At 61.8% G+C, this 26,667-nt stretch carries 30 protein-coding genes and 1 tRNA gene; 21 read left to right on the top strand and 10 right to left on the bottom strand.

The features are described 5' to 3' along the window. Positions 1–113 precede the first annotated feature (113 nt). Genes RBB32_RS09675 through RBB32_RS09655 form a run of 5 tightly spaced genes read left to right on the top strand, consistent with a single transcriptional unit; the run spans position 114 to position 4,093 of the window. Positions 114–887, top strand: a complete 774-nt coding sequence (locus RBB32_RS09675; protein WP_306152497.1) for an ABC transporter ATP-binding protein — start codon at positions 114–116, stop codon at positions 885–887. Further along, positions 887–1,609, top strand: a complete 723-nt coding sequence (locus RBB32_RS09670; protein ID WP_306152496.1) for an ABC transporter ATP-binding protein — start codon at positions 887–889, stop codon at positions 1,607–1,609. Before RBB32_RS09675 ends, RBB32_RS09670 begins: the two co-directional genes overlap by 1 nt. Next, positions 1,609–2,502 carry a branched-chain amino acid ABC transporter permease gene (locus tag RBB32_RS09665; RefSeq protein ID WP_306152495.1) on the top strand — a complete coding sequence of 298 codons (894 nt, stop codon included), beginning with the start codon at positions 1,609–1,611 and terminating at the stop codon, positions 2,500–2,502. The genes RBB32_RS09670 and RBB32_RS09665 overlap by 1 nt, the downstream gene beginning before the upstream one ends. Further along, positions 2,499–3,485 (top strand): branched-chain amino acid ABC transporter permease, encoded by a 987-nt coding sequence (locus RBB32_RS09660; RefSeq protein ID WP_306152494.1) that lies wholly within the window; start codon positions 2,499–2,501, stop codon positions 3,483–3,485. The genes RBB32_RS09665 and RBB32_RS09660 overlap by 4 nt, the downstream gene beginning before the upstream one ends. Continuing rightward, positions 3,482–4,093, top strand: a complete 612-nt coding sequence (locus RBB32_RS09655; RefSeq protein ID WP_306152493.1) for a cysteine hydrolase family protein — start codon at positions 3,482–3,484, stop codon at positions 4,091–4,093. Before RBB32_RS09660 ends, RBB32_RS09655 begins: the two co-directional genes overlap by 4 nt. A 4-nt stretch (positions 4,094–4,097) precedes the next feature. On the opposite strand, the gene RBB32_RS09650 is transcribed toward RBB32_RS09655, so the two are convergent. After that, entirely contained in the window at positions 4,098–4,838 is a 741-nt protein-coding gene (locus RBB32_RS09650; RefSeq protein WP_306152492.1) for an SDR family NAD(P)-dependent oxidoreductase, read from the bottom strand. A gap of 186 nt (positions 4,839–5,024) precedes the next feature. Between RBB32_RS09650 and RBB32_RS09645 the strand changes: the two genes are divergently transcribed. Continuing rightward, the gene (locus RBB32_RS09645; RefSeq protein ID WP_306152491.1) at positions 5,025–5,993 is read left to right on the top strand and encodes an NAD(P)-dependent oxidoreductase; all 969 of its coding nucleotides are present in this window, start codon (positions 5,025–5,027) and stop codon (positions 5,991–5,993) included. Between the two features lie 176 nt (positions 5,994–6,169). Here RBB32_RS09645 and RBB32_RS09640 read toward each other — a convergent pair whose 3' ends face one another. Together RBB32_RS09640 and hemE are read right to left on the bottom strand one after the other, a co-directional pair. Then, positions 6,170–6,409 carry a type II toxin-antitoxin system Phd/YefM family antitoxin gene (locus tag RBB32_RS09640; protein WP_306152490.1) on the bottom strand — a complete coding sequence of 80 codons (240 nt, stop codon included), beginning with the start codon at positions 6,407–6,409 and terminating at the stop codon, positions 6,170–6,172. A gap of 166 nt (positions 6,410–6,575) precedes the next feature. Continuing rightward, complete coding sequence (hemE, locus tag RBB32_RS09635) at positions 6,576–7,610, bottom strand: uroporphyrinogen decarboxylase (protein ID WP_306152489.1); 1,035 nt, start codon at positions 7,608–7,610, stop codon at positions 6,576–6,578. Between the two features lie 96 nt (positions 7,611–7,706). On the opposite strand from hemE, the gene hemC reads away from it, so the two are divergent. Beyond that, a complete protein-coding gene (gene hemC, locus RBB32_RS09630) occupies positions 7,707–8,654 on the top strand; it encodes a hydroxymethylbilane synthase (protein ID WP_306152488.1) in 948 nt (315 codons plus the stop codon). Here the strand turns inward: hemC and RBB32_RS09625 are convergent. After that, a complete protein-coding gene (locus RBB32_RS09625) occupies positions 8,651–10,081 on the bottom strand; it encodes an FAD-binding oxidoreductase (RefSeq protein ID WP_306152487.1) in 1,431 nt (476 codons plus the stop codon). The genes hemC and RBB32_RS09625 overlap by 4 nt on opposite strands. Before the next feature lie 104 nt (positions 10,082–10,185). Between RBB32_RS09625 and RBB32_RS09620 the strand changes: the two genes are divergently transcribed. From RBB32_RS09620 to RBB32_RS09610, 3 genes are all read left to right on the top strand, one after another. Continuing rightward, the gene (locus RBB32_RS09620) at positions 10,186–10,734 is read left to right on the top strand and encodes a glutathione peroxidase (RefSeq protein ID WP_306152486.1); all 549 of its coding nucleotides are present in this window, start codon (positions 10,186–10,188) and stop codon (positions 10,732–10,734) included. 71 nt (positions 10,735–10,805) lie between these two features. Further along, positions 10,806–10,882: transfer RNA gene (locus RBB32_RS09615), tRNA-Met, on the top strand. Positions 10,883–10,954: 72 nt separating this feature from the next. After that, positions 10,955–11,239 (top strand): cupin domain-containing protein, encoded by a 285-nt coding sequence (locus tag RBB32_RS09610; RefSeq protein WP_306152485.1) that lies wholly within the window; start codon positions 10,955–10,957, stop codon positions 11,237–11,239. Between the two features lie 3 nt (positions 11,240–11,242). On the opposite strand, the gene RBB32_RS09605 is transcribed toward RBB32_RS09610, so the two are convergent. Then, entirely contained in the window at positions 11,243–11,809 is a 567-nt protein-coding gene (locus RBB32_RS09605) for a YqgE/AlgH family protein (protein ID WP_306152484.1), read from the bottom strand. A gap of 136 nt (positions 11,810–11,945) precedes the next feature. Here RBB32_RS09605 and RBB32_RS09600 point away from each other — a divergent pair, with 136 nt between their 5' ends. Then, positions 11,946–12,755 carry a protein-disulfide reductase DsbD domain-containing protein gene (locus RBB32_RS09600; RefSeq protein ID WP_306152483.1) on the top strand — a complete coding sequence of 270 codons (810 nt, stop codon included), beginning with the start codon at positions 11,946–11,948 and terminating at the stop codon, positions 12,753–12,755. 25 nt (positions 12,756–12,780) lie between these two features. Here RBB32_RS09600 and RBB32_RS09595 read toward each other — a convergent pair whose 3' ends face one another. The 5 genes from RBB32_RS09595 to RBB32_RS09575 all read right to left on the bottom strand — a co-directional run bounded on the left by RBB32_RS09595 (position 12,781) and on the right by RBB32_RS09575 (position 19,652). Beyond that, on the bottom strand, positions 12,781–16,170 hold the full coding sequence (locus RBB32_RS09595) for an efflux RND transporter permease subunit (RefSeq protein ID WP_306152482.1): 3,390 nt from the start codon (positions 16,168–16,170) through the stop codon (positions 12,781–12,783). A gap of 3 nt (positions 16,171–16,173) precedes the next feature. Beyond that, positions 16,174–17,625 carry an efflux RND transporter periplasmic adaptor subunit gene (locus RBB32_RS09590; protein WP_306152481.1) on the bottom strand — a complete coding sequence of 484 codons (1,452 nt, stop codon included), beginning with the start codon at positions 17,623–17,625 and terminating at the stop codon, positions 16,174–16,176. A gap of 96 nt (positions 17,626–17,721) precedes the next feature. Beyond that, positions 17,722–18,264, bottom strand: a complete 543-nt coding sequence (gene moaB, locus RBB32_RS09585; RefSeq protein ID WP_306152480.1) for a molybdenum cofactor biosynthesis protein B — start codon at positions 18,262–18,264, stop codon at positions 17,722–17,724. Positions 18,265–18,279: 15 nt separating this feature from the next. Then, complete coding sequence (locus tag RBB32_RS09580) at positions 18,280–18,879, bottom strand: metallophosphoesterase family protein (RefSeq protein ID WP_306152479.1); 600 nt, start codon at positions 18,877–18,879, stop codon at positions 18,280–18,282. Continuing rightward, on the bottom strand, positions 18,876–19,652 hold the full coding sequence (locus RBB32_RS09575; RefSeq protein WP_306152530.1) for a uracil-DNA glycosylase family protein: 777 nt from the start codon (positions 19,650–19,652) through the stop codon (positions 18,876–18,878). The genes RBB32_RS09580 and RBB32_RS09575 overlap by 4 nt, the downstream gene beginning before the upstream one ends. Before the next feature lie 190 nt (positions 19,653–19,842). Here RBB32_RS09575 and RBB32_RS09570 point away from each other — a divergent pair, with 190 nt between their 5' ends. The 10 genes from RBB32_RS09570 to RBB32_RS09525 all read left to right on the top strand — a co-directional run bounded on the left by RBB32_RS09570 (position 19,843) and on the right by RBB32_RS09525 (position 26,623). Beyond that, positions 19,843–21,033 carry a benzoate/H(+) symporter BenE family transporter gene (locus tag RBB32_RS09570; RefSeq protein ID WP_306152478.1) on the top strand — a complete coding sequence of 397 codons (1,191 nt, stop codon included), beginning with the start codon at positions 19,843–19,845 and terminating at the stop codon, positions 21,031–21,033. A gap of 65 nt (positions 21,034–21,098) precedes the next feature. After that, positions 21,099–22,049 carry an aspartate carbamoyltransferase catalytic subunit gene (locus RBB32_RS09565; protein ID WP_306152477.1) on the top strand — a complete coding sequence of 317 codons (951 nt, stop codon included), beginning with the start codon at positions 21,099–21,101 and terminating at the stop codon, positions 22,047–22,049. Further along, positions 22,046–22,603 carry a hypothetical protein gene (locus tag RBB32_RS09560; RefSeq protein ID WP_306152476.1) on the top strand — a complete coding sequence of 186 codons (558 nt, stop codon included), beginning with the start codon at positions 22,046–22,048 and terminating at the stop codon, positions 22,601–22,603. Before RBB32_RS09565 ends, RBB32_RS09560 begins: the two co-directional genes overlap by 4 nt. Further along, a complete protein-coding gene (locus RBB32_RS09555; protein WP_306152475.1) occupies positions 22,600–23,052 on the top strand; it encodes a hypothetical protein in 453 nt (150 codons plus the stop codon). The genes RBB32_RS09560 and RBB32_RS09555 overlap by 4 nt, the downstream gene beginning before the upstream one ends. After that, on the top strand, positions 23,049–24,326 hold the full coding sequence (pyrC, locus tag RBB32_RS09550; RefSeq protein WP_306152474.1) for a dihydroorotase: 1,278 nt from the start codon (positions 23,049–23,051) through the stop codon (positions 24,324–24,326). The genes RBB32_RS09555 and pyrC overlap by 4 nt, the downstream gene beginning before the upstream one ends. Next, a complete protein-coding gene (gene plsY / locus RBB32_RS09545; RefSeq protein ID WP_306152473.1) occupies positions 24,327–24,932 on the top strand; it encodes a glycerol-3-phosphate 1-O-acyltransferase PlsY in 606 nt (201 codons plus the stop codon). After that, the gene (locus tag RBB32_RS09540) at positions 24,929–25,192 is read left to right on the top strand and encodes a hypothetical protein (RefSeq protein WP_306152472.1); all 264 of its coding nucleotides are present in this window, start codon (positions 24,929–24,931) and stop codon (positions 25,190–25,192) included. The genes plsY and RBB32_RS09540 overlap by 4 nt, the downstream gene beginning before the upstream one ends. Positions 25,193–25,247: 55 nt before the next feature. Continuing rightward, positions 25,248–25,781 (top strand): GbsR/MarR family transcriptional regulator, encoded by a 534-nt coding sequence (locus RBB32_RS09535; RefSeq protein WP_306152471.1) that lies wholly within the window; start codon positions 25,248–25,250, stop codon positions 25,779–25,781. Positions 25,782–25,805: 24 nt separating this feature from the next. Continuing rightward, on the top strand, positions 25,806–26,279 hold the full coding sequence (locus RBB32_RS09530; protein ID WP_306152470.1) for a hypothetical protein: 474 nt from the start codon (positions 25,806–25,808) through the stop codon (positions 26,277–26,279). 2 nt (positions 26,280–26,281) lie between these two features. Next, complete coding sequence (locus RBB32_RS09525) at positions 26,282–26,623, top strand: hypothetical protein (RefSeq protein WP_306152469.1); 342 nt, start codon at positions 26,282–26,284, stop codon at positions 26,621–26,623. Positions 26,624–26,667: the final 44 nt, after the last annotated feature.

Raw genomic sequence — 26,667 nt, 5'->3', positions numbered from 1 at the left:
TCCGTTATTAGGCACATCGTGACGTGCCATAAATGAAACTTTTGATACATCTTGACATTTAGACCGCCACAATATCAATTAATTTTTGTCTGAAAAGCCACCAACAAGGTCTTATGCCTCAGTTACACGTGCAAAAACTCTCAAAGAACTTCGGTGGCGTGCAGGCGCTTTCGAAGCTTGATTTCTCTGTTGAACAGGGCGATCTGCTTGGCTTGATTGGCCCCAACGGTGCTGGAAAGACAACGGCATTCAACGTCTTGACGGGCGTCATGCCGGCCAGCGATGGCCGCGTGGAATTTGAAGGCACCGATATTACACGGCTCAGCCCCGAAAAGCGCTCTCACCTCGGTATGACGCGCACCTTTCAGAATATTCGCCTTTTCGACGATATGACCGTCCGTGAAAACGTGATGGCAGGCGCCCACGCAAGGGCAGGGCGATCCCTGTTGCATTGTGTTTTCGGCCTGCCCGGCCAAACACAGGCCGAGAAACGCATTCGCGAAATCGCCGATGATATGCTCGAACGTACGGCATTGACCGATTTCGCCACGCGCAATGCCTCCGAATTGTCTTATGGTGATCGGCGCCGCGTTGAAATCGCGCGCGCATTGGCCAGTGCGCCAACGCTGCTCCTGCTTGATGAGCCCGCGGCAGGCATGACCGACACGGAAAAGGGCCGGCTTTCCGAATTGGTCAGCCGCCTGAACGACGATGGTCTGACGATTATTCTCGTTGAGCATAACGTGCGCATGGTGGCCGCGCTCTGTCGGCGGCTGGTGGTGGTCAACAAGGGCGAAATGCTTGCATGCGACAAGACCGAGGATGTTCTTCGCATGCCCGAGGTCGAGGCCGTCTACCTTGGCCGCCGCCGCTCGGAGGTGATGTAATGCTTCGTGTCGAAGACCTGCATGTCACACGTGGACGCACCAAGGTTTTGCAGGGCATCAACCTAGAGGTTGAAGCCGGTGAAATCGCAACGCTGATTGGCGCCAATGGCGCGGGCAAAACCACGACCCTTATGGCCCTCTCGGGCCTGCTGCCGGTCGCCGGTGGGCGGTTGGAACTGACAACGGAAGGCGAAACCATCGACATCGGTCGCACGCGCGCCGTTGATCTGGTCAGGAAAGGCATCGTGCATTGCCCCGAAGGGCGGCAAATCTTCGGGCGCCTCAGCATCGAGGAAAACCTGCAGCTCGGGGCGTATCTGTCGGACGACCGGGCGCGCATTGCCCGGTCCATCTCGGAAATTTACGAAAGGTTCCCTATCCTCGGGGAACGCCGGACAATGAAGGCCGGCAATCTTTCGGGGGGTGAGCAGATGATGCTGGCCATCGGCCGGGCACTCGTCGCGCAACCGAAACTCCTGTTGCTCGATGAGCCGTCGCTTGGCCTCGCCCCCCAGATCACCGAGGAAATTTTCGGGGCTCTCGAAGACCTGAACCGCGAACAGGGGGTTACCATGCTCATTGTCGAACAGAACGCCATGCTGGCGTTGGAACTGGCAAACCGGGCGTTTGTCATCGAAACCGGTCGAATCGTGCTGAACGGGACCGGCAAGGAATTGCTGGATGATCCAGCCGTGTTCGAAGCATATCTGGGGGTGGGCTGATGTCGGATTATCTGATCCAGCAGATCGTGAACGGTCTGAGTCTGGGCAGTCTTTATGCGCTGGTGGCCATCGGGTTTTCGCTGATCTACGGGGTGATCCGGCTGGTTAATTTTGCCCATGGCGATCTGCTGATGATCGGCGCCTTCATGACCTTCGGCTTGGTGGCCAGCGATATGGTGCCTTGGGCCGTCATTCCGCTTTTGGTCCTTGCCGGCGGTTTCCTGGCAGGGGGGCTGATTGAAAGGATCGCGTTCCGCTCGATCAGCGGCGCCCCGATGATTACAGGGTTTATCGTGACCCTCTCCGCGTCGATCGCGATCCAGAACCTTGCCCTCATACTCCTTGGTTCCCAGCCGCGGAACTTCAATTTCCCGGAAGTGTTCCGGATGCGCTTCCCGATTGGTGGCGCGGATGTCGCCTTGATCGACCTGGTGATTCCGGCGGTAACGCTGCTGTGTGCCTTGGCGCTGACGACATTCATCCGCAAGACACGTGCCGGTATTGCCATACGGGCCGTTGCCGAAAACCCCTTTGCCGCGCAATTGATGGGCATTTCGATCGGGCGGCTGGTCTTTCTCGTGTTTGCCGTGGGCGGGGCGCTGGCGGCGCTCGCCGGGCTGTTCTGGAGCGGCAAATACGGGCAAATCAATCCGCTCATGGGCTTTCTGCCGGGACTGAAAGCTTTCCTTGCGACGATCATTGGCGGGGTGGGCTCCTTGCCGGGGGCCATCGCCGGTGGCTATATCCTCGGGTTTTCCGAAATCGCCTTCGTTGGCTTTCTTCCCCCGGAATACTCAGGCTACCGCGATGCCTTTGTCTTCGGCCTGCTCATTCTCATTCTCCTTGTGCGACCACAGGGCCTTTTCGGTGAAGTCGAGCAGGAGCGGGCATGAAAAATCTGGCACTTAGCCCCCTACAGGCATTCTTGTTTCTGGTTGTCCTTGTCAGCGGTTTGATCTTGGCTGTCATCGGATCGGGGAACGGGTATTTTCAAACCTTCACCGCGCTTACGCTGATCAACGTGATGTTGGCGGTCAGCCTGACCATGACCAACGGTTTCACCGGGATGTTCAGCCTTGGCCACCCGGCCTTCATGACCATGGGGGCCTATGTGGCGATTCTGTTCACCTATCCCGTCGGGCGCAAAGGCTTTGCTATGCCGGCGTTGCCCGAGGTCATCGCGCAAATTCACCTGCCGCTGCCATTGGCCGCCACGGTTGGCGCCCTCGTCGCCGCCTTCATGGGCTGGCTGATCGGGCGGTTGGTGGTGCACCTTCAAACCCATTACCTGGCCGTTGCGACGCTCGGCCTGATCATCGTGGTTCAGACCTTCGCCCTGAACCTGGATGGTTTCACACGTGGCGGGCGCGGGATCACCGGCGTGCCGCGCGAGGCGTCGCTGTGGCTGATTGGCATCTGCACCGTTTTGATCATCGTCCTGTGCTGGCGGATCAAGCACGCGTCGCTGGGCCGTGCCATGCTGGCCGTCCGCGAGAACGAAATGGCTGCACGGTGTTTCGGGATCGATGCCTTCCGGCTGAAGCTTTTGGCCTTCACCCTTGGCGCGGGGATCGCCGGATTCTGCGGGGCCTTGCTGCCGCATGTGGTCTCGGTCATGTCGCCCAAGTCCTTCGGTCTTATCCTGGCCTTCAACCTCATCGCGATCATCGTCGTCGGCGGGCAGGGCTCCATCGTCGGCGCGATCCTGGCCGCCTTGTTCATCTCCGTCGGAAGTGAATCGCTGCGCATGGTCGAGGAATCGACAGGCGTCTATGGCGTGACCCAGGTCATCGTGGCCGTGGCGCTTATCTCTTTCCTGCTGGTCCGGCCAAAGGGGCTGTTCGGGTTGAAGGAACCCCTGATCCGGTCATCATGATGTTGACGCTCGACCCGGATAAAACCGCTCTGCTGCTTATCGACGTGCAGAACTTTGTTCTCGACCCGGCCAACCACCCGCCCCGGCCGGCCTTCTACACCCGGGCGGCGCAAACCGTCCTGCCGAATCTCCAGACGCTGCTGACATCGGCGCGGGGCCATGGCGCCGAACCGATCTATACGGTGATGGAGAATCTAACCTCCGATGGCAGGGATCGCAGCATCGACTACAAGCTTTCGGGATTTAACATTCCCAAGGGCTCCCCCGGCGGGCAAGTCACCCCCGAGGTTGCCCCGCTCGGGGATGAGATAACCCTGCGCAAATCGTCGGCTTGTCTCTTCCATTCGACCAATTTCGATTATGTCATGCGCAACATGGGCATCTCGACCATCCTCTGCACCGGGTTCCTGACCGATCAATGCGTCGAACAGACGGTAAAGGTCGGCGCAACGCTCGGATACCGGATGATCTGTATCGAGGATGCCTGTGCCACGGACACCGAGATACGGCACGAAGCGGCATTGGAGCGTATCTCCTTCAGGGCCGAAATCACGTCGGCCCGCTCGATCTGCTCGGCGCTGGCCCGCGAAACAATCACGGGGCAATAAGCGTCTAGATCATGACGTCGCCGCCGTTCGGATTGAATGTCGTGCCGACATAGAAGGCCGCATTTTCCGTGGCCAGCAACAGCGCGGTCGGCGTGATCTCCTCGACCTTGCCCTGACGTCCGACCAACAGATCGTCCTGTTTGGTCTTCGCCCATTCGGGGGGCAACTTCATATCGGTCTGAAGCGGCCCGGGGCAGATCGCGTTTACCGCGATATTCTCGGCGGTGACCTCATGCGCAAGCGCCTTGGTCAGGCCGATCACCCCCGCCTTGGCGGCGGCATAATGGGTCATCCCGAACCCGCCTTTATGCGCAAGCTGCGAACTTATGTTGATAATCCGCCCGTACCCTTTTTCCCGCATGGCAGGCAGGACGGCACGGGTGCACAGGAACACGCTTTTCAGATTGATCCGCAACATCTCGTCCCATGTCGCGGTGTCCATCCCGTCCAGCGGCGCGACGGTAATGATACCGGCGTTATTGACCAGGATATCGGGCGCGCCAAGCGTTTTGCCCACGTCACCAATCGCCGCGTTGACGGCCTCTTCTTCACCGACGTCCACTTCGATTGCCAGGCTTCTGCGGCCAAGCTTCGTGATCTCCGCCGCCACCGTGTCACAGCCCGCCCCATTCCGGTCCAACAGGGCAACATCCGCCCCCTCTTTCGCATAAAGCATGGCGATACCCCGGCCCAGGCCGGTGGCCGCACCCGTGACGATAGCTACTCGATTATCAAGCTGTCCCAAGACACCCTTCCTTCGCGTGATTTCTGGCACTTTTCCTATGAATGGCAGTGGTTTATTCTAAACTCCGCTGGGCCGGATGAAAAGATTCCGCGCAAGATTGGCCAAGGCAATTCGCGCCGCCTGGCTGTGCTGGATATCGCGCCAGGCCGATTATTCACACGCGTTTCAGACCATTGAAAGATGCACATGACGAACAGACCCGAAACACCCCAGGACGCCGAAGAACCATCGAACACGCGGGCATTGGGGCGCGTCCTGATCACGGGCGGCGGCGGCTTTCTGGGCGCGGCCATTTCCAAGGGCCTGCTTGACCGGGGGGATGATATCGTGACCAGCGATATCGGCTTTGCAACCTCGCCCGACGGCGCAAGGGTGCAATGTGACGTCACGCGGTTCGATCAGGTCGATGACGTCGTCAGGCAAGGCGGCTTCGAGACGATCTTGCATTGCGGCGCGGTCTCGGGGCCCATGGTGATGCCGGACCGGCCCCTCGATATCTGGCGCATCAATGGCGACGGCACAGCCAATGTTCTGGAAGCCGCGCGCCGACACCAGGTGACGCGTGTGGTCATCTGTTCGACCAGCGAAGTCTATGGCGATCAGGCCGGTCACGTCGATGAAACGACGCCGCCGCGCCCCGATAACGTCTATGCGGCAAGCAAACTGGCCGGCGAACAGCTGATGACGGCCTATGCAAGGCAGCACGGCCTCGATGCCGTTGCCCTGCGCCTGTCCTGGATCTACGGGCCCGGGCGGCAAACGCCGACCACGCTGGAAAAAATGCTGCGCGCCGCCGCGACGGGGCAGCCCTCAAGGCTCACGGTCCCGTCGGACAGTTATACCCATTTTCTACATATCGACGACGCGGTCCGCGGTGTCATCCTCGCGGCGCGGGTCGAACACCTGCACGAGAGAATCCTCAACATCACCGCCGGGCGCGGCGTCGTGATGGAGGACGTGGTCAATCTGGCAAGGGATCTCTACCCCGAGGTAACGATAACCTGTGCGCCTGCCGATCCAACCGCGCGCGGCCTGTCTGGAATCGATAACATCCTTGCCATGCGCGCCCTTGAATTCCGCCCGCAAACCCCGTTGTCGAAGGGAATCCCGGATCTCTGCGCCCATCTGGCCTCAGCGCCGATGGGACAAAATTGACGGCCCTGCCGAAAGAAGCATCCGACAGATCCCACGAATGAGGGCCTGCGGGCAATCACCACGGGTTCCGTCCGGCATCGGTTCCCGGGGCAGGTGAAACCCTCTTTGCGCCGTTTCATCTTTCCCCAAGTACTCCGGGGGAGTCGCCCGCAGGGCGGCGGGGGCAGCGCCCCCATCTACATCTGCTCATCGCGCAACATGCGATAGTCGCGCATCCGCTGTTGGTGCCGGTGTTCCAGGAATTCCTCGCGGCTGTTGTCCGCCTCTTCCAGCCGTTGAAAATCCCGATGGCTCACCCAGGCGCCCACCGGCTCCCCGTGGCGGGTCAAAAGGATGCGGTCGCCGGTGGTCAGGTGGTGATCCAAGTAGGCTTTGATCCGATTGCGAAACTCGGTGGTGTTGATCTCGATATACATGGCGCATCCCGTTTCCCGCGTGTGAAAGACAGCATGCGGATAAATGGTTAACACTGTGCATCGTCTGCGTACGCAGGTGCGCTGTCTGTACAATCTGTACAGAACCCTCCCACGGCGGGGCTATTTCTGTACAGAAATGCCCCTTTCGATGTACAAAATGTACGTCTTACCCGCCGCGTACCGTGTCGATCATCCGTTGCACGTTGTCGGGGTCGGCATCGGGGGTGATGCCATGGCCAAGGTTGAAGATATGCGGCCCGTGTTTGAAGGCCTCGACGATGTGCCGGGTTTCGCGCACAAGGTCTTCGCCGCCGGTAACCATATGTTTTGACGCAAGATTTCCCTGAACGCAGCCCGAGGTTTGCACATTCGCGGCGCCCCATTCCGGGCTGACCGAATCGTCCAGTGCAACACAGTCCGCCCCGGTTTTTTCGTGGAATCCTATGTACTTATCCCCAGCTTGCCGGGGGAAGGCGATGATCGGGATATCGCCGTGGCGGGCTTTCAGTTCCGAGATGATGCGTTTCGCCGGGGCGGTCGCGTAGTTGTCGAAATCTTCACCTTTCAGCGACCCGGCCCAACTGTCGAACAGCTTCACGCATTCCGCGCCCGCCTCGATCTGCGCCGAGAGATATTCGATGGTGGCTTCGGTCAGCCGTTCCAGAAGCGCCTCGAAAAGCTCTTTGTTTTCAGCCTTCAAGGCATGCGCCGGGCCTTGGTCCGGCGTGCCTTTTCCGGCGATCATGTAGGTGGCCACGGTCCATGGCGCACCGGCGAATCCGATCAGGGTGGTCTCCGGTGGCAGTGCTGCGGCAAGGTTACGCACGGTCTGGTAAATCGGATTTAGGGTTTCGTGGATATCGGCCGCCGGTTTCAGCGCCTTGAACCCCGCCTCGTTGGTGATGGTCGACAGGCGCGGGCCTTCGCCCGTGACAAACCACAAATCCGCGCCAAGCGCCTGCGGCACCAGCAGGATATCGGCAAACAGGATCGCCCCGTCAAAGCCGTAGCGGCGGATCGGTTGCAGGGTGACTTCGGTGGCTAAGTCACTGTTATAGCACAAGGAAAGGAAATCGCCCGCCTCGGCCCGCGTGGCCTTGTACTCGGGCAGATAGCGCCCGGCCTGCCGCATCATCCAGATCGGCGGTGTGTCCAGCGTTTCGCCCGCAAGGGCCCTCAGGATCGTCTTTTGCGCGGCCATGTCGTTCCTCCGTTTGGCAAGGTGGTCACCCCGTGGCGACACAATGTCAAGCACCCGCCGCTTGTCAGGGGGCAGGGACACGTCTAGACCCGTGCCATGACACGCGATCTACCTACCCCCGATACCCCGATGAAGCTGGGCACCCGTGGATCTCCGCTGGCCCTTGCACAGGCTTACGAGACCCGTGACAGGCTGTCCGCCGCTTTCGATCTTCCGCAGGAAGCCTTTGAAATCGTTGTGATAAAAACCACAGGCGACCGGGTGATCGATCGCCCGCTGAAAGAGATCGGCGGCAAGGGCCTTTTCACCCGCGAGATCGAAGAGGCGATGCTCAGCGGTGAGATCGACATCGCGATTCACTCGATGAAAGACATGCCGGTCTTGCAGCCCGAGGGGCTGGTGCTGGACACCTACCTGCCGCGCGAAGACGTGCGCGATGCCTTTGTCTCGCCTCGTGTTGCATCGCTGGCCGAGCTGGAAGAGGGGGCCAAGGTCGGCACCTCGTCCTTGCGGCGCAAGGCGCAGGTCTTGGTGAAATACCCCCATCTGGAAGTCGTGGAGTTTCGCGGTAACGTGCAGACAAGATTGAAGAAATTGGACGATGGCGTGGCCGCCTGCACCTTCCTTGCCATGGCCGGGCTTAACCGTCTGGACCGCGCCGACGTGGCCACGGCGGCCATTGCCCCCGAGGTCATGCTACCCGCCGTGGCCCAAGGGGCCATCGGGATCGAACGCCGCGCGGATGACACCCGCACCGCCGATATGCTCACCGCGATCCATGACAAGGTCACCGGCCAGAGGCTTGCCGCGGAACGGGCCTTCCTTGCGGCGCTTGACGGTTCTTGCGAAACGCCCATTGCGGGTTTGGCGGAACTGGATGGGGGCACGCTGCGCCTGCGTGGCGAGGTGCTGCGCCCGGACGGGTCAGAGGCGCTCAGCGATGACCGGACAGCGCCCATCGAGGACGGTCCCGACCTTGGCCGAGAGATGGCGGTAAAGCTATTGGAACAGGGTGGACCGGGGTTCTTCGACTGGCGGGACTAATCGTCGGGCAGCACCTTGCCGGGGTTCATGATGCCATTCGGGTCAAGCACGTGCTTGATTGCGCGCATCGCCTGAAGGGCCGCCGGGTGTTTGTGCCGGGACATCGCCGGTTTCTTGGTCAGGCCCACGCCGTGTTCGGCCGAGAAACTCCCGCCCAAGGCAATCGCGGTGTCGTCCACCATGTCCTTGATTTTATTCAAGGTTTCAGGGTCTTCGGTGCTTGGCCAACCGGCGAAATGCAGGTTGCCGTCGCCAAGATGCGCCACGCACATCGGGATCAGGCCGGGGTCTAGCGCCTGCGCGTTCTCGGTGATCCGCTCAAGAAGATCCTGCATCCTGTCCAAGGGCACGGCGATATCGTTATCGACCAAGGGTTGCCTCAGGCGCGCCACCTCGGCCGAGGCTTCGCGCCGCGCCCACATCTCTTGGCGTTGCGCATCCGACTGGGCGACAGCGGCATCCAGAATGGCGCCGGTCTCGAACAGCCGGCCCAGGACCTCCTCTAGGTGGGCCGTGACGGGCACCTGACCATCCGGGCCGGGGGTGGCATCACGCGGGGAAAGCGCGCCGATCTCGACCAGAATGTTGATGTCGTGCATCCCGTCAAAGGGCGCGCGGGCCTCGGGGAAGCGTTCAAGATAGGCTTCCATGTAAACCCGCGGCATGAATTCAAAGGCCTCAACCGCGCCGCCGGTTTCCTGTTGCAAGGTGTTGAGTAGCGTCAGCGCATCTTTCAACGAAGGCGCGGCGACCATGGCCGTGGCATAGGCCCTGGGCTTGGGATGCAGCTTGAGGACGGCAGCGGTGATGATGCCCAATGTCCCCTCGGCCCCGATCAGCAGGTCACGCAGGTCATAGCCAGAGTTGTCCTTGCGCAATTCACTCATCAAATCAACGACTTCACCGGTTGGCAGAACGGCCTCGATCCCAAGGCACAGGTGCCGCGTATTGCCATAGCGCACCACGTTCGACCCGCCCGCATTCGTCGACAGCGCCCCGCCGATCATCGCTGATCCACGCGCCCCGAAGGTCAGCGGGAAAATCAGGTCATGCGCCTCGGCAGCGGCGTGGATATTCGACAGGATCGCACCGGCCTCGACAATGGCGATTTGCGATGTTGCCCGCACCTCTCGGATGGCCGACATCCGATCAAGCGAAACCATGACGGCCCCCTCGGCGGTGCTGCCTTCCACCAGCCCGGTATTGCCCGACACCGGAACAATCGGGGTGCCGGTTTCATTGGCCCATTTGACCACCTGCGCCACCTGCTGCGTATTGGCGGGGCGGACCACGGCCAAGGGTGTCCAATGCGCGTGGCCGGGCCAATCGCGCGACCATGGCGCGGCCTCGCCCCCGGTTTTGACATGCTCGGGACCAAGAAGTGCACGCAAAGCGTCAAGATGCGGTGTGATATCTGTCGCTGTCATGGCGGCCAAGATGCGTGAGCGCGGGTCGGGACACAAGTGTGATTGGACGGAGGCCGCGACCGCCCTATTCTCCTATGAAATGCAGCAAGTAGTCGGAGCCCGTCATGCCGAACCCAACCCGCCGCGATATACTGGGATATGCCTGCCTGTGTGCCGGACTCGCGGCTTTTCCGGCCTTGGCCGCGCCGCAAGACTGGCAGTTCGGTTCGATCGACGGCGGCACATTGTCGTTTTCCGAATGGGCCGGAAAGCCGATCCTGGTGGTCAACACCGCCTCGCGCTGTGGCTTTACCAAGCAATACGATGGGCTTCAGGCGCTCTATGACAAGTACCGTGAGCGGGGCCTTGTGGTGCTGGCCGTCCCCTCGCAGGATTTCAAGCAGGAGCTTGCCAGCGATGAAGATGTGGCCGAATTCTGCGAGGTGAACTTCAACCTGACACTGCCGATGACCACGATCACACATGTCCGCGGGGCCAAGGCGCATCCGTTCTATGAATGGCTGGCCGAAACGCAGAACTTCACGCCAAGCTGGAACTTCAACAAGGTGCTGATCGGCCCCGATGGGGGCGTTGAAGGGCTGTGGGGCTCGGTGACGCGCCCACAATCCAAGGCGATCACCGCCGCCATTGAGCCGCTTTTGCCCCGAAGCTGACCAACCCGTGCAAAACCACGATTTTGGGCCTTGACCTGACGCGCCCCCTGTCATACCTACCGCCTCGGTTTGGCGGAGTAGCTCAGGTGGTTAGAGCAGCGGAATCATAATCCGCGTGTCGGGGGTTCAAGTCCCTCCTCCGCTACCAAACTCCGAACATCTTGGCATCTCAGGCGTTGCGCGTCATTCTGCGGAAAGTTCATTCCGCAAAGGTATCATCATGACCAATTCTTGCACACCGACCCTGATGATCGACGATGAGCGCGTCCGGGTGACCCGATTCGACTTTGAACCGGGGCAAGAAACCGGCTGGCACCGGCACGAGTATGATTATGTCATCACCGCGCTAACCGATTGCCAGATGCGGTTGGAGCTACCGGGGGGTGAGGTGAAGGAGGTCTTGGTGCCTGCTGGCGATTGTTATCGCCGCGATGAAGGGGTTGAGCATAATGTGGTCAATGGCGGCACTGCGCCCATGGCCTTTGTCGAGGTTGAATTGAAATAATCCTCAGGCGTGACCGGCTTCGGCCGAAAGCGCAAGCGCGCTGATCCCCAAGGTTTTCAGGGCTTTTTCCCATTTCTGGGTGTCCGAAGTCTGGAACACCAGATCATGATCGGCCTCGCAGGTCAGCCAGCCGTTCTCGGAAATCTCGGCCTCAAGCTGTCCCGGTCCCCACCCGGCATAGCCAAGCGCCATCAAGGCTTTGCCCGGGCCGCGCCCTTCGGCCAGATCCTCAAGGATATCCAAGGTGGCGGTCATGGCGAAATCCTCGTTCACATCCAGCGTGGAAATCGAGGAATGATAGCCGTAATCATGCAGGACGAAACCGCGCCCATGTTCCACCGGCCCGCCGAAGTGCACCTTTATATCGCGTGTGTCAGGCGTGGACTTGATGGAAAGCTGCTCCAGAAGGTCACGCAGGCGCAAGTCATCGGTGGGCTTGTTGATCATCAGCCCCATGGCCCCATCCTCGGAATGGGCGCAGATATAGATCACCGCATGGGCGAACCTGGGGTCACCCATGCCGGGCATGGCGATCAAAAGTTTGCCGGTCAGGTCGATTTGCTCAGTCACGCGATGCCCTTTTCTGGCCTTATACTTCGAGAATGGGGGCAGCGTGGCCACAGTGCAAGAACCTCTTGGGCCATGCTCGCGACTTCTCGCTGGAAAGTGAGTTGGCATTTCAAGGCAGATCCCCCATTTGAAGGATATGAAAACACACCTTCTTGCCTTTTGTTTTGCCCTCGCCGGCGCTTTTGCCGCGCCAATGTATGCCAACCCTGCATCCGATTTGGTCGAGGCACGAATCCTGACCGGCTGGCGCGGGGAGGATGGCCGCCACGTGGCGGCTTTGCACCTTGATATGAAGGACGGCTGGAAAACCTATTGGCGCGCGCCGGGGGATGCGGGCATTCCGCCCCGGTTTGATTGGCGGGGGTCGCGTAACCTGTCCGGGGTTGCGATCACTTGGCCCACCCCGCGCGCGATTTCGCAAAACGGGGTGCGGACCATCGGCTATGCCAATAGCCTGACGTTGCCTTTGCACGTCATGCCGAACCAGAAGGGAAAGGCGATCACGCTGGACGGGACGGTTGAACTGGGCCTGTGCAAGGATGTTTGCCTGCCTTTGACGTTGCGTATCTCGCAAGAGTTGCCGAAAGACGTAGGGAAACGCGATCCGCGCATCGTGGCCGCCCTTGCGGCGCGCCCCTTTTCGGCCAGGGAGGCGGGCGTCGGGCGCGTGGTCTGCCGGATGACGCCGATTGACGATGGCCTGCGACTGCGGGCCGAGGTGGACGTGGCATCGCAAGGCGCGGGCGAAATTGCCGTCATCGAAACCGACAATCCGCAAATCTGGGTGGCGCAGGCGCAATCCGCGCGCCAGGGTGGCCGCCTTGTGATCGAGACCGAGCTTTACCATGTCGATGGTAAAAGCTTTGCCCTCAATCGTGACGGCATCCGTATTACCGTGATCGGCGGGGGCCAAGCGGTGGATATCAAGGGCTGTCCCGGGGGGTAGGCGGCGTTTGTATCTGGCAGGCCGCCTAATGCGCTTCGCGACGTCCGGTAAGGGCCAGCAGCGAATATAGCGCAAGAACGATCACCAAAGCCCCCGACACGAAAACCCCCAAGGCCGCAGGCATGGCCGGCAGTTCTGCCAGCGGGGGCACGGCGCTTGTGAATGCAACGGGAAGTTCCCCGGTCACAACCGTCACCCCGTTAGTCGCCGTCAACCACGCAAACAGGGCCACGGCGCCAGCCACCACCGTATTGCGCACCGCGGGCACCGGCGCGCGCAGGATTCGCTTCAGGGCCTGCGATTGGCGGGCAACGTCCTGCTGCATGGCGATCAGGGCAGGCACTACCAAAAGCACCAAAACCATCCCGAACCCAAGCCCATAAACCAGCGTAATCACCGTGGGCTTGAGGAATTGCGCCTGTTGCGAGCGTTCGAACAACAAGGGCATCAGCCCCAGAACCGTCGTCGCCGTGGTCAGGAACACAGGGCGCAAACGGTCTACCGCGCCCTCGATGATCGCCGGAATCAGCCCCCGTTCACGGGCGTGTTCGTCAATCGTGGTCACCAGAACGATTGAATCGTTGATGATGATCCCGGTCATCCCCAGCAGCCCCACCACCGTGAACATGCTAAGCGGCACGCCCCAAGCGTTATGGCCATAGATCGTGCCGATCAGGCCGAACGGAATGATCGCCATGACCACCATGGGCCGGGTCCAGCTTGAAAATACCCAGGCAAGCACAAGGTATATCCCGGTCAGCGTCAGGATAAGGCCAAGCCGCGCATCGGCCAGGAACTCGTTCTCCTGTTCGCTCAGGCCCGCAATCCGCCATTCCACCTGATGCTCTGCCGCGATGCCCGGCAGGATCTCGGTTTCAAGTGCCGCGCTGATTTCGCTGGCGCGCGCCGGGTCATCCTCGGAGATATCGCCGGTGACATTGATCAGGCGCACACCGTTTTCGCGACGCACGGTGGAAAACCCGGTGCGGTCCTCGACACTGACCAGATCGGCCAAGGGCACATAAGCCCCCGTCGGTGTGCGCAACTGCATCCGTTCAAGGAAATCGGCGGTCAATTCACCTTCGGGCAGTTCCACGCGAATCTCGGCACTGCGCGGGCCGGATGGGTAGGTGGCCGCCTCGATCCCGTTCAGACGGTGCCGCAGGACACGTCCCAAGCCGTCGATGGTAAAGCCAAGCGCCTGTCCCTGCGGGGTCAACTCAAGGATCAATTCCTGTTTGTCATAGGCAAGATTGTCTTGCACCGCCGAGACCTCGGGGTAACGCAGCAGCGCGTCCTTAAGTGCCTCGGAGGCGTTTTTCAGGGTCTCGGCGGTGGCGCCGTAAAACTCCACGTCAAGCGCATCGCCCCCGGGCCCGGATCGCCACCCCCTGAAGCTGACGGTTTCGGCCAAGGGGTGTTGCTGTACCCGGTTTTGCAATTCGCCGACGAAAGCAAAGCTGGAATAGGGGCGCAGATCGGCGTCGATCAACTCGATCGCGATACCGCCCAACTGGTCGGCATCCTTGGTATCGGCCCCGGCAAGGCCAAAACCCGTGTTGCCGCCCACCTGTGCCATGACATAGTCCAGCGGATTACGCCCATGTCGTTCTTCGTACTCAGCGCCCAGGGCTTCGGTCGCGCGTTGCAGCTCGCGCATCATCTCAAGGGAATCCGCGCGGGTCGCCCCGGGGGCCATGGCGAAATTCCCGGTGACACTGCCGCGTTCGGGCGCGTTGAAGAACCGCCATTGCACATCGCCCTGCACCAGAAGCGCCACTTGTGAGGCAAGGATCGCGATCACACCCGCCATCACCGGATAGCGCAAACGGATCACCCAGGCCATGAAGGGCCGGAACAGCGTTTCGCGCAGCCAGACGAAACCCCGGTTCACCACCCGGCTTGGCGCGTCGTACCAATGACGCTTGTGCGCATGGGACAAGGAATGCGCCATATGCTTGGGCAGGATCAGGAAACATTCGACCAGCGATGCCAACAGGACCGCGATCACCGTAAAGGGGATGTCGATGATCAAATCCCCGAATCTCCCGCCTATGGCGCTAAGGCCGAAAAAGGCGATCAAGGTGGTCAGCGTGGCGGAAAAGACGGGCAGGGCCATCCGCTGTGCCGCGCGTTCGGCGGCCACCACAGGGGCCTCGCCGAACTTGCGGTACCGGGCATCGGCATGTTCGCCCACGACGATGGCGTCATCCACCACGATGCCAAGGGTGATGATCAGCGCGAAAAGCGAGATCATGTTGATCGTCAGCCCCCCGATAAACATCAGGGCAATCGCCGCCAGCATGGCCACCGGGATACCGGCGGCCACCCAAAAGGCCGTACGCGCATTGAGGAACATGAACAAAAGCGCCACTACAAGCGCCAGCCCGGTAATCCCGTTGTCCAGAAGCGTATCCAGACGCCCCGATATGGCCTCGGACCGGGTGCGGATCAAATCTATGCTAACGCCTTCGGGAAGGGTCCGTTCCATGGCTTCGGCCACTTCTGCGACCTGTTTTTGAATGGCGATGGCATCGCCACGCGCCGAGCGATCCACCCGGATCGACATGGCTGGATGATCCCCCACGAAATAGCTCAGTTCGCGGGTGATCCCCTCGATCCGAACCGTCGCCACATCGCCGATGGTCAGGGTGGTCCCATCGGGGTTCGAGCGCAGGACAATCGCCGCGATCTGATCGGGGCTGCGTTTTTCAACCCCGGTGCGCACGCGGGTGTTGGCCCCGGTCACATCGCCCGCCGGATCGGCATCCACTTCGCCCGCGATCACCTCGGCGATTTCGGCCATGGTGACGTCATGCGCCATAAGGTTGACCGAGGGCACTTCGACAAGGGTCTGCGGGGCGGCGACCCCCTGAACCGTGGTGCGCGTCACGCCCGCATCGAACAGGCGCGTGATCAGTTCATCGGCATAAAGGCCCAACTGTTCGGTCGCCACGGGGCCGGTGATGACGATATCGGTGACCCGGTCGCGCCACGCGCCGCGCCGCACCTGCGGTTCCTCGGCCTCTTCCGGCAGGGTGGTTATCTGGTCGACAGCGGCCTGCACCTCATCGGCGGCGCGGCCCATGTCCCAACCCGGCTCGAATTCAAGCTGAATACTGGCGCGTTCCTCGCGGCTGGTGGCGCTGCTGCTTTCCACGCCCTCCACGGCCAGAAGCGCAGGCTCCAGCACCTGCACGATGGCGGCATCCACATCCTCGGCACTGGCCCCGTCCCAGATGACCGAGACACTGACGCTGTCGATCACCACGTCGGGAAAAAACTGTGCCCGCATCTTGGGCACGGCTGCAAGGCCCAACACGACAAGAACGACCAGCAAAAGATTGGCCACGGTCTTGTGTCGTGCGAAATAAGATAAAAGCCCCCCGGCGCGGGCCGGAATCTGCCGTGCCATGGCTTAACCCCCCATGCGGGTTTCAAGCCGCTGAACCATGCCCGCAGGCACCTGTACCTGCTCAAGCTGTGCCAGAAGGCGGGTCTTTTCCGCCTCGGGCATCTGGGTATTATCGCGGATGAATTCGATCAGCTGTGCGCGGCGTTCATCGCTGAGATCCATCAACTTGCTGGTATCGGCCTCGGATTGCTCGCGCAGTGGTCGTACCTTGATCCCCGCGCCCAGAAGGGGCGAGCGTTGCGCCACCACTTCGCGCCCAGAAAGGCCTTCGGCCCTGACAAGCACATCATCGCCCTGCCGCCGCAATAGCCTGACCGGCAAAGCTTCAAGCCGCTCCTCGGCGCTCAGGATCAGAACAGTGCCATCCGGTCCAAGTGCCGTTGCGGGCAGGCGGATGGCATCGTCAAGCGGCGGTTCTTCGATCCGAACGGTGATGAAATCACCGGGCTTCAAGCCACCCGCCTTGTCCAGCTTGGCAAAGATCATGCGGCCGGTCTGGCCTTCTTCCACGGCCCCGCTGTCGCGGGTAATGCGGCCGGTGGTCTGCAGTTCCAGACCCTGTGTTGCAAGCGAGGCCAAAACAGGCGCATCCAACAAGGCGCCCGTGTCATCCAAAAGCCGAACATACTGCGCCGTCGAAACCCGAAACGCCACTTCAAGCGCATCGGTATCAATGAGATTCGCCAAACGTTCGTTAAGCGACACAAAGCCGCCTGCAACCGCGTTAACGGTATCAAGTGTCCCGCCAAACTCGGCCCGGATCGTGGTTTCCTCCAGCCGTCGCTGCGCATCGTCGCGGGCGATTTCCGAGCGTGATAACCGCGTGCGGGCTTGATCCACGCGGGCCTCGGCATTGGCAAGGGCCTGACGGCTGGCCAGTTCGGCCTGCCGCGCCTGTGCCGCCGAAAGCTCGGCGGTTTCCACTGCGGCGGCGGTGCCGACGCCGCGATCTTCCAGATCGAGTTGCCGTTGAAAGGCGCGTTCGCGCAGCGCCGCCTGTTCGCGCGCGGCTTCAAGCTCATCCCGGGCAATCTCAAGTGCGCTTTCGGCTTCGCGCAACTCCGCGCGCGCGTCCATCAAATCGCTTTCGGCAAGGTTGAGGGCGGATCGCGCATCGGCCGGATCAATCCGCGCCAAAATCTGGCCTTTCTCAACCATGCCCCCGTCTTCGAATTCCTCGGACAGCTCGATCAAGGTGCCGCTGGCCTTGGCGCGAATTTCCAGTGTCCGCAGGCTTCGTGCCTCGCCATAGGCAGTCAGAACCGGGGTCACCGTTGCGGCCTCGGCGGTGACCAGATTGACGGCAAAGACGCGTTCGCGCCGGTCGGGCACCGAAGGCTCGTTGCCCATTCGTTCCTGCAAGGCACCAAACACCAATTGCCCCGCATAGATCAGCAGGGCCACCGTGAGCGAAAGCAAAAACAAGCCGGTCAGGCTGTGACGCAGAAACCGCATGCGCAACGTGTCCTTTACGGGGCCGGACTGGCCACCATTGAAATGTAAGTGCCGGGCCGAAAAAGCCAAGCACCACAGGCAATACGGCGCAGCGCGCTATTTCCGTCGCTGATCTTCGTCCAATCTTGGCATGATTTCGACGAAATTGCAGGGGCGGTGGCGGTAATCCAACTGCCACTTCAGGATTTCGTCCCATGCATCCTTGCAGGCCCCGGGGCTGCCGGGCAGGGCGAAAAGATAGGTGCCGGCAGCCACGCCCCCGGTCGCGCGCGATTGCACGGCACTGGTGCCGATCTTCTGCATCGAGACCATGGTAAAGACCGTGCCGAAGGCGTCGATCTCCTTTTCATAAACATCGCGATGCGCCTCGACGGTCACGTCGCGCCCGGTCAGGCCCGTGCCACCGGTGGAAATCACCACGTCCACCTGGTCCGAAGCCACCCATTCGCGCAGCTGGTCGGCGATCTGGTCGCGCTCGTCCCGCACGATCATCCGGTCGGCAAGGGTATGACCCGCCTCTTCGATGCGGCTGACCAGAACCTCGCCCGAACGATCCTCGGAAATATCGCGGCTGTCGCTGACCGTCAGAACCGCGATACGCACGGGGATGAACTCTTTGCTCTCGTCGATACGGCTCATGCCTGTTGTGTCCCTTTATACGTCGATGTCGAACCAGTTGGGTGTGGGGCCAAGGTTGACCACATGGGTTTTGCCAATCTGGCCGGTCTGGCCCCAACTGTCATGGATATGGCCACACAGGGCCAGTTGCGGTTGCAACGCTTCGATGGCCGCGCGAATGGCGGTCGAGCCCACCGAGATCCCCTGCGAGGTTACATCCGCAACGCCCTTGGGCGGCGAATGGGTGATCAGGATATCCGCGCTTTCACAGTGCTTTAGAAGGTCCTCGGCCTGTTCCTCCGTCAGGTCGCAAGACCACGCGCCAAAGGGAGTGAGCGGCACGCCATACCCCAGCCCAAAGAGGCGCACTCCGGCAATCTCGAGTCCTTCGCCGTGCAGCACATGCATGCCGTCCCGCGCGGCGGCCTTCAGCTCCGCCGCACTTTCGGCATTGCCCGGCACAACCACCATGGGCGCGGTGATGCCGTCCAAAAGGGCCATGGCCTCGGGCAGACCCCGGCGGGCATTGCAGAAATCCCCGGCCCCGATGACAAGATCGGCCTCTTGCGCGGCTTCAACCAGTGTTTTGGCACGGGCCGCGGAATGGTGCATATCGGAAAAAGCCAGTATTTTCATTGACTTGCCCCAAGCCGCGCTTTCAGCTCCAGAAGGTCGGCCCATGCCTCGCGCTTGGCGTGCGGGTTGCGCAGAAGGTAGGCGGGATGGAACATCGGCAGGGCAGGGCGGCCATAAGCCTCGGCCCAATTGCCGCGCAACCGGGTGATCCCGCGCCGCCCAAGCCCGGCCTGACAACTGATATTGCCCATCAAGACAACCACTTTCGGATCAACCAACTCAACATGCCGCTGCAGAAAGGGCAGTAGCATGGCGATTTCTTCGGGCTTGGGGTCGCGGTTCTGCGGCGGGCGCCATGGCAGGACGTTGGTGATGTAGGCCGCGTTCTCAACCGCTTGCGCCTCGCGCCCCAGATCAATGGCCGCCAGCATCCGGTCCAGCAACTGACCGGCCCGGCCGACAAAGGGCCGCCCCTCGCGGTCCTCATCGCGGCCCGGGGCCTCACCGATGATCATGACGCGGGCCTGCGGGTTGCCATCGGCAAAGACCAGGTTGCGCGCCCCGCGCTTCAATTCGCAATGCTCGAACGCCGACATGGCGGATTTCAGGGCATTGAGGTCATTGCAGGATTTTGCCGCCGCCTTGGCTTCGGACACGGCATCGACCTTTGCTTCGGGCACCGGGGCAGGGGCCGCTGCCGGGGCGGGCTTGGCCTGTTTTTCCGGCACCTCGTAGCGGTTTACCGGGGCATCGCAAACCGCCTCGGTCGCGCCGAGTTCGATCTGCCAATCCAGCAGCGCCTTCGCGGTGTGAAAATCCAAAGCCGATTCCATATCACGCACAAGGTAGCCCCCGGAGCGGGGAGGGAAAAGGGCAACCTCGTTCCGCTGAAAACAGGGGGCGGTTAAACCTTGGTATTTTATCGGTATCGCGTCGGTGACGTTATGCCGGGCCTTTCGCCTTGTAGCCTGCTGCGAAATCGTATGTTTTGCCCCCGCAGGAGCAACACGGGACAGCGCGCGCATGTTCAAACAGATCAGACCCTCGGCCCTCTACATGGGCGCGCTTGCCGCTTTCGTCGGCTACACGGCCTCCTTCGCGATCGTATTGGCGGGCCTGAGAAGCATGGGCGCAAGTGAGGCACAGGCCGCGACGGGCCTGTTCTTTGCCACCCTTGGCATGGGTGTCTGCAGTATCTGGCTTCCGGCGGTTACCCGTATCCCTGCGGCGGTGGCGTGGTCCACGCCCGGCGCGGCTTTCCTCGCCTCGACCGGCGCCTTGCCCGGTGGCTTTGCCGAGGCGGTGGGCGCGATGATCATTTGCGCGGGTTTGATCCTGATCACCGGTTTCATCCCCGCGCTGGGCCGCCTGGTGGCGGCAATCCCCAAGCCGGTGGCGAACGCGCTTCTGGCGGGGGTCTTGTTCAACCTCTGCCTTGCCCCGGCACAGGCGCTGGGCGCCATCCCGCTTTTGTTCCTGCCGGTGCTGGCGGCGTGGTTGGCGGGGTTGATGTGGCACAAACTTGCCGCGATGCCCTTGGCAATGCTGGCTTTTGTCGTGGTCCTGTTCATGGGCGTCGAGGTGCCGGAGGGCGCGCTTGCCCTGCAAGGCCGCTGGCAGCCCGACGTGATGCCCTTTGCGCCGGTCTTCAGCCTGCAAGGCGCGGTCTCGATTGCCCTGCCGCTTTATCTTGTGACCATGGCGGGCCAGAACATTCCCGGTTTCGCGGTGCTGGAACTCAACGGGTACAAGGTGGATCGCCAGCCGATGATCCGCAATACCGGGCTGGCCAGCCTGCTGATCGCGCCCTTTGGCGCGGTCCCGGTCAACATGTCGGCGATCACCGCCGCGATGATGGCGGGCGAGGATGCGGGCCGCGATCCGGCGCATCGCTATTGGGCGGCCATCGTTTCGGGCCTGGCCTACGTGATCCTGGCCTTCCTCGCGGCCCCGGTCACCGCCTTGGCCGGTGTCGCCCCGGCAGAGTTGATCACCGGGGTGGCGGGCCTTGCCCTTATCCCGGCGCTCGTGGGCGCGCTTTCGGGGGCGTTTACCCATGCCAGGCAAATGGAGGCCCCGGCGCTGACCTTCCTCATTACCGCCAGCGGCATGACCTTGCTCGGCATTAGCGGCGCGTTCTGGGGTGTGGTCGCAGGTGTTGTGATCTGGGGGATGAAGGGATTGCGACAGCCAGTGGAGCGCGCGGAAAGCTGACACCCACCTTGCCCCGCGCCGCCACCCTTCCTATAAGCGGGCAGGATCACGGAACGGAGCGGCGGATGACCTTTGCACAGTCCCATCTTCTGGGGATCGAACCCCTTAGCCCCCCCGAGATTACGACCATTCTGGATCTGGCCGATCAATACGTTGATCTGAACCGGCGGGATGTGAAGCATTCCGATGCCCTGGCTGGCCTCACGCAGATCAACATGTTCTTCGAAAATTCCACCCGCACGCAGGCCAGTTTCGAGATCGCGGGCAAGCGGTTGGGCGCGGATGTGATGAACATGGCGATGCAGGCCAGCAGCATCAAGAAGGGCGAAACCCTGATTGATACGGCCATGACCCTCAACGCCATGCACCCCGATCTGTTGGTCGTGCGGCACCCGCATTCCGGCGCGGTGGACCTTCTGTCGCAAAAGGTGAACTGCGCGGTTTTGAACGCCGGTGACGGGCGGCACGAACACCCCACGCAGGCGCTTCTGGATGCGCTGACCATCCGGCGGGCCAAGGGGCGGCTGCACCGCCTGAACATCGCGATTTGCGGCGATATCGCCCACAGCCGCGTGGCACGCTCGAACATCCTTTTGCTGGGCAAGATGGAAAACCGCATCCGCCTTATAGGCCCACCCACCCTGATGCCCTCGGGCATCGCCGACTTTGGTGTCGAGGTTTACGACGACATGGAAGAGGGCCTGCGCGATGTCGACGTTGTAATGATGCTGCGCCTTCAGCGTGAGAGGATGGATGGCGGCTTTATCCCGTCGGAGCGCGAATATTACTTCCGCTACGGGCTGGATGCCGAAAAACTGGCCTTTGCCAAGGAAGACGCCATCGTCATGCACCCCGGCCCGATGAACCGCGGCGTCGAGATCGACGGCGAGATTGCCGATGACATCAACCGCAGCGTCATTCAGGAACAGGTGGAAATGGGCGTGGCCGTGCGTATGGCCGCGATGGACCTTCTGGCCCGTAACCTGCGCGCCAAGCCGCGCGAGGTGATGGCATGAGCGAGAAGTTTGAGATCAAGGCGCATGAGCACGGGATCGTGCGGTTGTTTGCCATTGATACCGATGCTGAACCGCCGATTATGTCGGTCGAACCGGAGTGGGAGACCAACGCGGAAAATCCGCCTTGGCCTCTGCGTGATGCGCTGGGCGTGGAGTACTTGGACTCTGATTTTATTGAGCTTTTCGATGTGGCGAATTTGGAAGGCTTGGGCCTGCCGCAATACATGATTGATGGTTTGGGCGTGGCCGAGGCCGATGTTGAGGAAGACCGCGCCCGTCTTGAAGCGATCCGCGGCAAGATTTTGGTGGTGGTCTCCAGTGCTTTTGGTGGATTTGCCGGAACCCTGACGCCGAAATCGCCGCTGCGCTGGATCGGCACCTATACCGAGGAAACTGCGCCGGTAAGTTTCAAGCCACTGCCCTCGGAAAGTGCCAAGGGTACGACGGGCGGCAAGGCTCCGCCCAGTGACGCGGCCATGTCGGGCCGGGTGGCCAGTATCGCGCTTTTGGTGCTTTTCGCGCTGGTGGCATTGGTGGTCTGGGTGGCGGCATGATGGAATCCTCGGTCCATTCGCTGGTACCGACTACGCCCTTGGAAGAGGGTGAGCAGGTGATCGAAAGTTTCCACCCCGACAAACAGGCCTATCTTTGGGCGCATGTCTGGCTGGCCGTGGTGGCGATGGGGCTTGGCATGGCAATTCTCTGGATAATGGGCAACCCGCATGTCTGGACGGGCGGCGTGGGCGGTTTGGCCGCCGTGGCCCTGCGCGCGTGGTATGTCGCCTCGGACGAATTGAACGTGCGGTGGGATATGACCAACCGGCGAGTGCTGGGCCCGCAAACGCGCGCCGCACCTTTGAGTGAGATCGCCAAGCTCCGCAAGCTGGGATCGGCGGTACAGATCATCACCACGGGCGGCGACAAGCACCTATTGAAGTTCCAATCCGACCCGGCCCAAACCAAGGCCCGGATCGAGGCCCAGATGGGGAGAGCGACGGGATGACCACAACCCTTTTCACCAATGCCCGGTTGATCGACCCCGAGGCAGGCACCGACGCGCCCGGTTGGCTTTTGATCGAGGGTGGCGCGATCAAGGCGACGGGCGCGGGCGAGGCCCCCAAGGCCGATACCACGGTGGACTGCGGCGGCAAGTGCCTTGCCCCCGGCATCGTCGATATCGGCGTGAAGGTCTGCGAGCCGGGCGAGCGACACAAGGAAAGCTATCGCTCTGCTGGCTTGGCGGCGGCGGCGGGCGGCGTGACCACCATGGTCACCCGGCCCGATACCCTGCCTTCCATCGACAGCCCCGAAACCCTGGAGTTCGTGGGGCGTCGGGCCAATGCGGCCGGGCCGGTGAACGTGCGGCCCATGGCGGCGCTGACCAAGGGCCGCGAGGGCCGCGAGATGACCGAGATCGGCTTTCTCATGGATGCCGGGGCCGTGGCCTTTACCGATTGCGACAACGTGATCAGCAATACCAAGGTCTTTCAACGCGCCCTGACCTATGCGCGCAGTCTTGGCGCCTTGGTCATCGCCCACCCGCAGGAACCGGGGCTGTCAACGGGGGCTTCGGCGACCAGTGGCAAGTTCGCCTCGCTGCGTGGGATACCGGCGGTTTCCCCCATGGCCGAGCGGATGGGGATCGACCGGGATATCGCCCTGCTGGAAATGACCGGCGCGCGCTATCACGCCGATCAGATCACCACCGCCCGCGCCTTGCCCGCCTTGGAACGGGCCAAGCGCAACGGGCTGGACATCACTGCAGGGACCAGCATTCACCACCTGACCCTTAATGAACTGGACGTGGCCGATTACCGGACCTTCTTCAAGGTCAAGCCGCCGCTGCGCTCCGAGGAGGACCGGCAAGCGGTGGTCGAGGCGCTGCGCACCGGGTTGATTGATACGCTGAGTTCCATGCACACCCCGCAGGACGAAGAAAGCAAACGCTTGCCCTTCGAGGAAGCGGCAAGCGGCGCGGTGGCGCTTGAAACCCTGCTGCCCGCCGCGATGCGGCTTTACCATGCGGGCGATTTGGACCTGCCGACGCTGTTCCGCGCCATGGCGCTTAACCCGGCGAAACGCTTGGGCCTGCCCGGTGGACGGTTGGCCAAGGGCACGCCCGCAGATCTGGTGCTGTTCGACCCGGACAAACCCTTTGTCATGGACCGCAGCACCCTGCGGTCGAAATCCAAGAACACCCCCTTTGACGGGCAGCGGATGCAGGGCCGTGTGCTGGCCACCTATGTCGGCGGCGCCCAGGTTTACGAGGCCGAATAAATGCCAGTGATCGAATCCACCCTGACAATCCTCATCCTCTGGGCCGTGATCGGCTATCTTCTGGGGTCGATCCCCTTCGGCATGGTGCTGGCCAGACTGATGAACCTTGGCAACCTGCGCGAGATCGGCTCGGGCAATATCGGGGCGACCAATGTCTTGCGCACCGGCAACAAGGCTGCCGCGCTGGGCACGCTGATCCTTGATGGCGGCAAGGGGGCGGTGGCGGTGCTGCTGGCCCGGCTGCTGGCCGGGGAGGATGCGGCGCAACTGGCGGGTCTGATGGCCTTTGTCGGCCATTGCTACCCCGTCTGGCTGAGGTTCAAGGGCGGCAAGGGCGTGGCCACTTTCCTTGGCCTGATGCTGGCGCTGGCCTTTCCGGTGGGCGCGCTGTGCTGCTTGGCGTGGCTGGTAACAGCCGTGGTTTCGCGCATTTCCTCGCTGTCGGCCATCGTTGCCGCGGCCACTTCGACCTTCTGGGTGGTCTTTCTTGGGCCGGGGGCGATTTTCCTGCTCAGCGCCATCCTCACCTTGCTGGTCTTCTGGCGGCACCGTGAAAACATCGCCCGCCTGCGCGAGGGCAACGAGCCGAAGATCGGCCAGAAGTGAATGATGCCTTTCTAGCGGCTTTTCACGCGCTGCCCTTGGGGGCCTTTACCGGGCGCGCCCATTGCAGGCGGTATCGCGTGATGCGCCGCACCTATGCACAAGGCCGCAGCCATGAGTTGGTGGCACATGAACTGGGCGGCTCCGACTACATCAGCATGAACCTCTATGACTTGCAGTCAGGCGCGCGCCTGAAACCCTGCGAGATGCCCGAGGCCAAGGTAAGAGACTTCGTTCTGGCGCTGGTGCCAGAGAAGGATTGACTCTACGCGTGTTCCTGATATTTCTGTCTATGCAGAAATAAATGGAGTCGCGAAAATGCACCTCACCCAAGCCATGCAGGATTTCATCCTTCACTGGGGGGATATGGGCGCGAAATGGGGGGTCAACCGTTCGGTCGCGCAAATCCACGCGCTGCTGCACATCGCGCCCGAGCCGCTGACCGCAGAGGAAATCAGCGAAACACTGGGCCTTGCGCGCTCCAATGTCTCGAACGGTCTTAAGGAATTGCAGGCTTGGAAGCTGGTCAGTTCCAGCCGACAGTTGGGCGACCGGCGCGATCACTTCACCTCGATCCGCGATATGTTCGATCTGGTGAACGCGGTGGTCGAAGGGCGGCGCGAACGCGAATACGCGCCAACGCTGGCCGCCCTGCACCGCGTGGCCGAAGAGGCCGAGGGCGATAACACGCCCCCCAAGATAAAGGCGCGCATCGGGGAAACCTTGGAGACCATGCAAATGTTTGACGATTGGTATCGCGATGTATCGCGCCTGCCGCGCGGGGTGCAGTTAAGCGTTTTGAAGTTGGGCGCGCGGATCGCGCGGTTCCTGCCGAAGGGTCGCGACGGGTAAAATTTTTGCGTAGGAGTTTCACTCATGACAGAAATAACTGGAAACATCAGATCGCCCTTCTGGCCGCACCCCAAGGGCCCTGCCCATGTGATCGACCCTGTGGCCTTCGTGCTGGCCCTTCTGGGCGCACCCTTGGTTGTGACACTGGCGACATTCTGGGCCTTTATCCCGATCTTCGCCCTGATCTTCGGCGCGCCGGCCTACCTGATATGCGGCACGCCCGCCTTGCTGTGGTACCTGCGCCGTTACGAGGCGCGACCGCTTGCCATCGGGGGGCTTGCCGTGGTGGTCAATACCGCGACCCTGCCGATCCTGCTTTGGACAGATATCCTGCCGGGGTGGCAGGGCGTGAACGACATGCTCATCATGTTCGGCGGTTTCGGCGGGGTCTTCGCCTTTCTTTGGGGCTTGGCCTTTGGCTGGCTCTACCCGAACTTTCGGCGCGGGTTCTTCGCGCCGATCACCCCCAATGCCATTCCTGAGCAAAAAGGAGACTGACCATGCTCATTCACGCATTCATCTATTTCATCGGTGCCGCGTCCCTTCTGGCGGTGTTGACTGGCATGATCCTTCGTATCGGCGCGATGATGTCCGAATGTCCGAAAAACGGCCCGGCGATCAAGACCGCCTCGGTCACCATCGCCACCGGCTTTGCCGCCATCGGCGCGGGTGGGATCATCCTGATCGTGGCACTGCTCGCCGCCATCCCGCTGGAGCCGATTTTGGCCCTGCTTCTGGCCCTCGGCCTTGCCGCGCTGTGCCTTGGTCTGGGCTTCACCCACGCAGTCGGCACCCTGCGGCTTGTCGCGGTTGGCGGGCCGGATCAAACCGCCAAGGCGTAACGAAAAAGCCCCGGCTTTCGGGCCGGGGCTGTTTTAAAACGAGG

The sequence above is a fragment of the Roseovarius sp. MMSF_3281 genome, assembly GCF_030733685.1.
In the GTDB taxonomy this organism is placed as follows: Bacteria; Pseudomonadota; Alphaproteobacteria; order Rhodobacterales; family Rhodobacteraceae; genus Roseovarius.
Note: the sequence above shows the minus strand (reverse complement) of the source record. Positions and strands in the feature narration are given on the sequence as shown.

Bases quoted from the DNA above. Each gene is read 5' to 3' on its own strand.
- RBB32_RS09675 (WP_306152497.1), top strand. From the start codon at position 114: ATGCCTCAGTTACACGTGCAAAAACTCTCAAAGAACTTCGGTGGCGTG.
- RBB32_RS09670 (WP_306152496.1), top strand. From the start codon at position 887: ATGCTTCGTGTCGAAGACCTGCATGTCACACGTGGACGCACCAAGGTT.
- RBB32_RS09665 (WP_306152495.1), top strand. From the start codon at position 1,609: ATGTCGGATTATCTGATCCAGCAGATCGTGAACGGTCTGAGTCTGGGC.
- RBB32_RS09660 (WP_306152494.1), top strand. From the start codon at position 2,499: ATGAAAAATCTGGCACTTAGCCCCCTACAGGCATTCTTGTTTCTGGTT.
- RBB32_RS09655 (WP_306152493.1), top strand. From the start codon at position 3,482: ATGATGTTGACGCTCGACCCGGATAAAACCGCTCTGCTGCTTATCGAC.
- RBB32_RS09645 (WP_306152491.1), top strand. From the start codon at position 5,025: ATGACGAACAGACCCGAAACACCCCAGGACGCCGAAGAACCATCGAAC.
- RBB32_RS09640 (WP_306152490.1), bottom strand. From the start codon at position 6,409: ATGTATATCGAGATCAACACCACCGAGTTTCGCAATCGGATCAAAGCC.
- hemE (WP_306152489.1), bottom strand. From the start codon at position 7,610: ATGGCCGCGCAAAAGACGATCCTGAGGGCCCTTGCGGGCGAAACGCTG.
- hemC (WP_306152488.1), top strand. From the start codon at position 7,707: ATGACACGCGATCTACCTACCCCCGATACCCCGATGAAGCTGGGCACC.
- RBB32_RS09625 (WP_306152487.1), bottom strand. From the start codon at position 10,081: ATGACAGCGACAGATATCACACCGCATCTTGACGCTTTGCGTGCACTT.
- RBB32_RS09620 (WP_306152486.1), top strand. From the start codon at position 10,186: ATGCCGAACCCAACCCGCCGCGATATACTGGGATATGCCTGCCTGTGT.
- RBB32_RS09610 (WP_306152485.1), top strand. From the start codon at position 10,955: ATGACCAATTCTTGCACACCGACCCTGATGATCGACGATGAGCGCGTC.
- RBB32_RS09600 (WP_306152483.1), top strand. From the start codon at position 11,946: ATGAAAACACACCTTCTTGCCTTTTGTTTTGCCCTCGCCGGCGCTTTT.
- RBB32_RS09595 (WP_306152482.1), bottom strand. From the start codon at position 16,170: ATGGCACGGCAGATTCCGGCCCGCGCCGGGGGGCTTTTATCTTATTTC.
- RBB32_RS09590 (WP_306152481.1), bottom strand. From the start codon at position 17,625: ATGCGGTTTCTGCGTCACAGCCTGACCGGCTTGTTTTTGCTTTCGCTC.
- moaB (WP_306152480.1), bottom strand. From the start codon at position 18,264: ATGAGCCGTATCGACGAGAGCAAAGAGTTCATCCCCGTGCGTATCGCG.
- RBB32_RS09580 (WP_306152479.1), bottom strand. From the start codon at position 18,879: ATGAAAATACTGGCTTTTTCCGATATGCACCATTCCGCGGCCCGTGCC.
- RBB32_RS09575 (WP_306152530.1), bottom strand. From the start codon at position 19,652: ATGGAATCGGCTTTGGATTTTCACACCGCGAAGGCGCTGCTGGATTGG.
- RBB32_RS09570 (WP_306152478.1), top strand. From the start codon at position 19,843: ATGTTCAAACAGATCAGACCCTCGGCCCTCTACATGGGCGCGCTTGCC.
- RBB32_RS09565 (WP_306152477.1), top strand. From the start codon at position 21,099: ATGACCTTTGCACAGTCCCATCTTCTGGGGATCGAACCCCTTAGCCCC.
- RBB32_RS09560 (WP_306152476.1), top strand. From the start codon at position 22,046: ATGAGCGAGAAGTTTGAGATCAAGGCGCATGAGCACGGGATCGTGCGG.
- RBB32_RS09555 (WP_306152475.1), top strand. From the start codon at position 22,600: ATGATGGAATCCTCGGTCCATTCGCTGGTACCGACTACGCCCTTGGAA.
- pyrC (WP_306152474.1), top strand. From the start codon at position 23,049: ATGACCACAACCCTTTTCACCAATGCCCGGTTGATCGACCCCGAGGCA.
- plsY (WP_306152473.1), top strand. From the start codon at position 24,327: ATGCCAGTGATCGAATCCACCCTGACAATCCTCATCCTCTGGGCCGTG.
- RBB32_RS09535 (WP_306152471.1), top strand. From the start codon at position 25,248: ATGCACCTCACCCAAGCCATGCAGGATTTCATCCTTCACTGGGGGGAT.
- RBB32_RS09530 (WP_306152470.1), top strand. From the start codon at position 25,806: ATGACAGAAATAACTGGAAACATCAGATCGCCCTTCTGGCCGCACCCC.
- RBB32_RS09525 (WP_306152469.1), top strand. From the start codon at position 26,282: ATGCTCATTCACGCATTCATCTATTTCATCGGTGCCGCGTCCCTTCTG.